This window comes from Anaeromyxobacter sp. SG17 (assembly GCF_022690695.1).
Taxonomy (GTDB): domain Bacteria; phylum Myxococcota; class Myxococcia; order Myxococcales; family Anaeromyxobacteraceae; genus Anaeromyxobacter; species Anaeromyxobacter soli.
The window spans coordinates 1-4,514 of the sequence record NZ_JALCYX010000140.1 but is presented as its reverse complement, the minus strand read 5'-3'; the positions used below and the strand labels follow the sequence as shown (position 1 = coordinate 4,514).

Annotated in this window: 5 protein-coding genes; all 5 read left to right on the top strand. The window is 68.3% G+C overall.

From position 1 onward, the window contains the following. Nucleotides 1–1,062, top strand: a 1,062-nt coding sequence (locus MNY60_RS23360; protein WP_242362032.1) for a class I SAM-dependent methyltransferase, incomplete at its 5' end; no start/stop codon positions are given. A 166-nt stretch (nucleotides 1,063–1,228) separates the two neighbouring features. Then, a complete protein-coding gene (rpsL, locus tag MNY60_RS23355; RefSeq protein ID WP_242341481.1) occupies nucleotides 1,229–1,600 on the top strand; it encodes a 30S ribosomal protein S12 in 372 nt (123 codons plus the stop codon). Between the two features lie 20 nt (nucleotides 1,601–1,620). After that, nucleotides 1,621–2,091, top strand: a complete 471-nt coding sequence (rpsG, locus tag MNY60_RS23350) for a 30S ribosomal protein S7 (protein ID WP_012096690.1) — start codon at nucleotides 1,621–1,623, stop codon at nucleotides 2,089–2,091. A 171-nt stretch (nucleotides 2,092–2,262) separates the two neighbouring features. Then, nucleotides 2,263–4,356: an elongation factor G gene (gene fusA / locus MNY60_RS23345; protein WP_242341482.1), complete on the top strand. Its 2,094-nt coding sequence runs from the start codon at nucleotides 2,263–2,265 to the stop codon at nucleotides 4,354–4,356. A 33-nt stretch (nucleotides 4,357–4,389) separates the two neighbouring features. After that, a partial coding sequence (locus MNY60_RS23340) for a GTP-binding protein (RefSeq protein ID WP_242356372.1) occupies nucleotides 4,390–4,514 on the top strand: 125 nt, incomplete at its 3' end.

Genomic DNA, 4,514 nt, shown 5'->3' with positions numbered 1-4,514 from the left:
CTCTCGGCCGACGTCGCCGCGCTGGGGCTGCCGGCGGAGTGGGGGACGGCCGCGCCGCCCGGCGGCGCCGACGCGCTCCGCGCCGCGCTCGCGCCGCGCGTCGCGCGGCTCTCCCCGGCGCAGCAGCGCCTCGCGCGCCACGTGCCCGAGTTCGTGGCCGCCCGCTCGGGCGATCTCGCGACGGCGCTGTGGCTCGCGCGCGCCGAGCACGGCGACGCGCTCGATCTGCCGGGATTCCTGCTCGCCGTCCTCGACGCGCTCCTCGCCGCCGGGCGCGAGCGCGACGCGCTCGCCTACGCCCGCTTCATGCTCGACCTGCGCTTCGACTGGGAGCGCCTCTACCGGGAGCCGCAGCTCGCCTACGGGTTCACTCGCGTGCGCGAGCCGAACCCGCTCGTGTGGCGGCTCCTCGAGGAGCTGGGCGCGCGCGGCGTGCGCCTGCGCGTCCTGGAGCTCGGCTGCGGCGTGGGGAACGACGCCTTCGGCTTCCTCGGTGCGCCGGGGGTGGACGGCTACGCGGGCGTCGACGTCTCGCAGGACGCGCTCGCCGCCTTCCAGGCGCGCGTGGACCGCGAGCCGCCGCCCGTCGTCCCCGCGCTCGTGGCCGGGGACTTTGCCGAGGTGCTCGAGCGGCCGGACACGCCCGCGGCCGGCGCGAACCTCGTCTACTCGTACTCGAGCCTGCACTACTTCTCGTCCGGCGAGCTCGCTCGCATCTACGCGCTCGTGCGCCGGCTGCTGCTCGCCGGCGCGCCAGCGGGGGACCGGGGGGCGCAGCTTCCTCGCGCCCCCCGGCAAGAGCTCGGATTCTTCGCCTTCGGGATCAAGGGCGCGGGCTCGGTATGGGAAGGGCAGGGGCTGCCGCTCTATCGGCCCGACGTGTGGGTGAACTGGGACGGCCAATCGCGCTGGTTCCCGTCCCGGGAGGCGCTCGCCCGCCAGCTCGACCGTGCGGGGTTCGAGATCCGGTTCCACGAGCTGCACGAGCACTGGGGGTACAGCGAGCACGGCAGGCGGGACGTCTTCCACTACGTGCTCTGCTCGCCCCGCGCCGGGGAATGACCCTCCTTCGCGCGAACGTTCCCTGGCCGCCGAGCGCAAGCGCGCGGAAGGGCTTGACTCTCGAACGCGCACCCGTATAATCCGCCGCCCTTAAGACGGGATTTGTCCACACGCGCCCGGTTCCACGATTCCGGCGCGTTTTTGTTGGGAAAAGAGCTCGCTCAAGATGCCGACGATCAGCCAGCTGGTGCGCAAGGGGCGCGAGAAGCTCCTCACGAAGAAGAAGGCGCCCGCGCTCAAGGAGTCGCCGCAGAAGCGCGGCGTCTGCACGCGCGTGTACACGACGACGCCCAAGAAGCCGAACTCGGCGCTCCGCAAGGTCGCCCGCGTTCGCCTCACGAACGGCTTCGAGGTGACGAGCTACATCCCCGGCGTGGGCCACAACCTGCAGGAGCACTCGGTGGTCCTCATCCGCGGTGGCCGCGTGAAGGACCTCCCGGGCGTCCGCTACCACATCGTCCGCGGGACCCTCGACGCCGTCGGCGTGCAGGGCCGCAAGCAGAGCCGCTCGAAGTACGGCGCGAAGCGCCCGAGCTAGCTCGAGAAGGATAAGGTCCGATGCCTCGTCGTCGCGAAGTCGAGAAGCGGAAGATTCTGCCCGATCCGAAGTTCCAGGACCGGATCGTGGCGAAGTTCGTCAACAACCTGATGCGCGAGGGGAAGAAGTCCACCGGCGAGCGCATCATCTACGGCGCGTTCGACCAGGTCGAGCAGAAGCTCAAGGACGATCCGCTCAAGATCTTCAAGAAGGCCCTCGACAACGTGAAGCCCGTCGTCGAGGTCAAGAGCCGCCGCGTCGGCGGCGCGACGTACCAGGTGCCGGTCGAGGTCCGCCAGGATCGGCGCACCGCGCTTGCAATGCGCTGGCTGATCGATTACTCGAAGGCCCGCGGCGAGAAGACGATGCAGGAGAAGCTCGCCGGCGAGATCATCGACGCTGCGAACAACCGCGGGAACGCGGTGAAGAAGCGCGAGGACACGCACAAGATGGCCGAGGCCAACAAGGCCTTCGCGCATTACCGGTGGTGAGAGGGTAGGAGGAGGATCGAGGAAGAGCAGGGGTCGGCGCTGCCGGCCGGGGTTCTCGAGCACGGTAGGACCCGCTTCGCTCTTTGACAGCTCGGTCGGTAACGCGGTGTCGCCGGAGGGATCCGGCGGACCGGTCTTGCGCACGCACGAAGGATTCGAAGGAACGAACAGATGCCCCGCACCAGTCCACTCGAGCGTTATCGCAACTTCGGCATCATGGCGCACATCGATGCCGGCAAGACGACTACGACCGAGCGAATCCTCTTCTACACCGGCGTCACGCACAAGATCGGTGAGGTCCATGAGGGCACGACCGTCATGGACTGGATGGAGCAGGAGCGGGAGCGCGGCATCACCATCACGTCGGCCGCGACGACCGCGTTCTGGCGCGAGCACCGGCTGAACATCATCGACACCCCCGGGCACGTCGACTTCACCATCGAGGTGGAGCGCTCGCTCCGCGTGCTCGACGGCGCGTGCGCGGTGTTCGACGCGGTGCAGGGCGTCCAGCCGCAGTCCGAGACGGTCTGGCGGCAGGCGGACAAGTACAAGGTCCCCCGCATCTGCTTCATCAACAAGATGGACCGCATCGGCGCCGACTACTTCCGCGCCGTCCAGACCATCCAGCAGAAGCTCGGCGCCCGCCCGGTGTCGCTCCAGATCCCGATCGGCGCGGAGGACAAGTTCCGCGGCATGGTCGATCTCATCAAGATGAAGGGCATCACCTTCGACGATGAGACGATGGGCGCGAAGTACCAGGAGGTCGAGATCCCGGAGAACCTCCGGGAGCAGGCCGCCGAGTACCGGTCCAAGCTCGAGGAGGCCGCGGCCGAGGTCGACGACGCCCTGATGCACAAGTACCTCGACGGCCACCCGCTCACGGCGGAGGAGCTCCTCCGCGGCCTGCGCAAGGGCACGCTCGAGATGAAGTTCTTCCCGGTCATCTGCGGGACGGCCTTCAAGAACAAGGGCGTCCAGCAGATCCTCGACGCAGTGGTCGACTTCCTGCCGAGCCCGCTCGACGTCCCGGCGGTGAAGGGCGTGACGGCGAAGGGCGACGAGGTCACGCGCGCCACCGCCGACTCGGAGCCGTTCGCGGCCCTCGCGTTCAAGATCATGAACGACCCGTTCGTGGGGAACCTCACGTTCTTCCGCGTCTACTCGGGCAAGCTCGAGGCGGGCTCCTACGTCTACAACGCGACGAAGGACAAGAAGGAGCGCATCGGCCGCCTCCTCCAGATGCACGCCAACAAGCGCGAGGAGATCAAGGAGGTCTACGCGGGCGACATCGCCGCGGCGGTCGGCCTCCGCGCGACCACGACGGGCGACACGCTCTGCGACGAGTCGGCCGCGGTCATCCTCGAGCGGATGGAGTTCCCGGAGCCGGTGATCCACGTCGCCATCGAGCCCAAGTCGAAGGCCGACCAGGACAAGATGGGCGTCGCGCTGAACCGCCTCCAGATGGAGGATCCGTCCTTCCGCGTCCACACCGACGAGGAGACGGGCCAGACGATCATCGGCGGGATGGGCGAGCTCCACCTCGAGATCCTCGTCGACCGCATGTTCCGCGAGTTCAAGGTCGAGGCGAACGTCGGCAAGCCGCAGGTCGCCTACCGCGAGACCATCACGAAGCAGGTCGAGTCCGAGGGCCGCTACATCCGTCAGACCGGCGGCCGCGGCCAGTACGGCCACTGCTGGCTGCGCCTCATCCCGCAGGAGCCGGGCAAGGGCTTCGAGTTCGTGAACGCCACGGTCGGCGGCTCGATCCCGAAGGAGTTCATCTCCCCGATCCAGAAGGGCATCGAGGAGGCCATGACGAGCGGCGTGCTCGCCGGCTACCCGGTGGTCGACATCAAGATCGAGGTCTTCGACGGCAGCTACCACGACGTCGACTCGTCCGAGATGGCGTTCAAGATCGCCGGCTCGATGGGCTTCAAGGACGGCGCGGCGAAGGCGAAGCCCATCCTGCTCGAGCCGATCATGGCGGTCGAGGTCACGACGCCCGACGACTACATGGGCGACGTCATCGGCGACCTGAACTCGCGCCGCGGCAAGATCCAGTCGATGAACCCCGGGACGGGCGTCCAGATCATCGAGGCGCTCGTGCCGCTCGCGGAGATGTTCGGCTACGCCACCGACCTCCGCTCCAAGACGCAGGGCCGCGCCACCTACTCGATGCAGTTCAAGCACTACGCGCAGGTCCCGAGCAACATCGCGGAGACCATCGTCTCCAAGGCGAAGGGCACCGCTGCGGCCACGAAGTAGCCGCCAGACCTCGGACAGGAAAGAGAGGAAGTCATGGGCAAGGAGAAGTTCGAGCGCAGCAAGCCGCACGTGAACGTGGGGACGATCGGTCACGTCGACCACGGCAAGACGACGCTGACGGCCGCCATCACGAAGTACTGCGCGACGAAGGGCCGCGC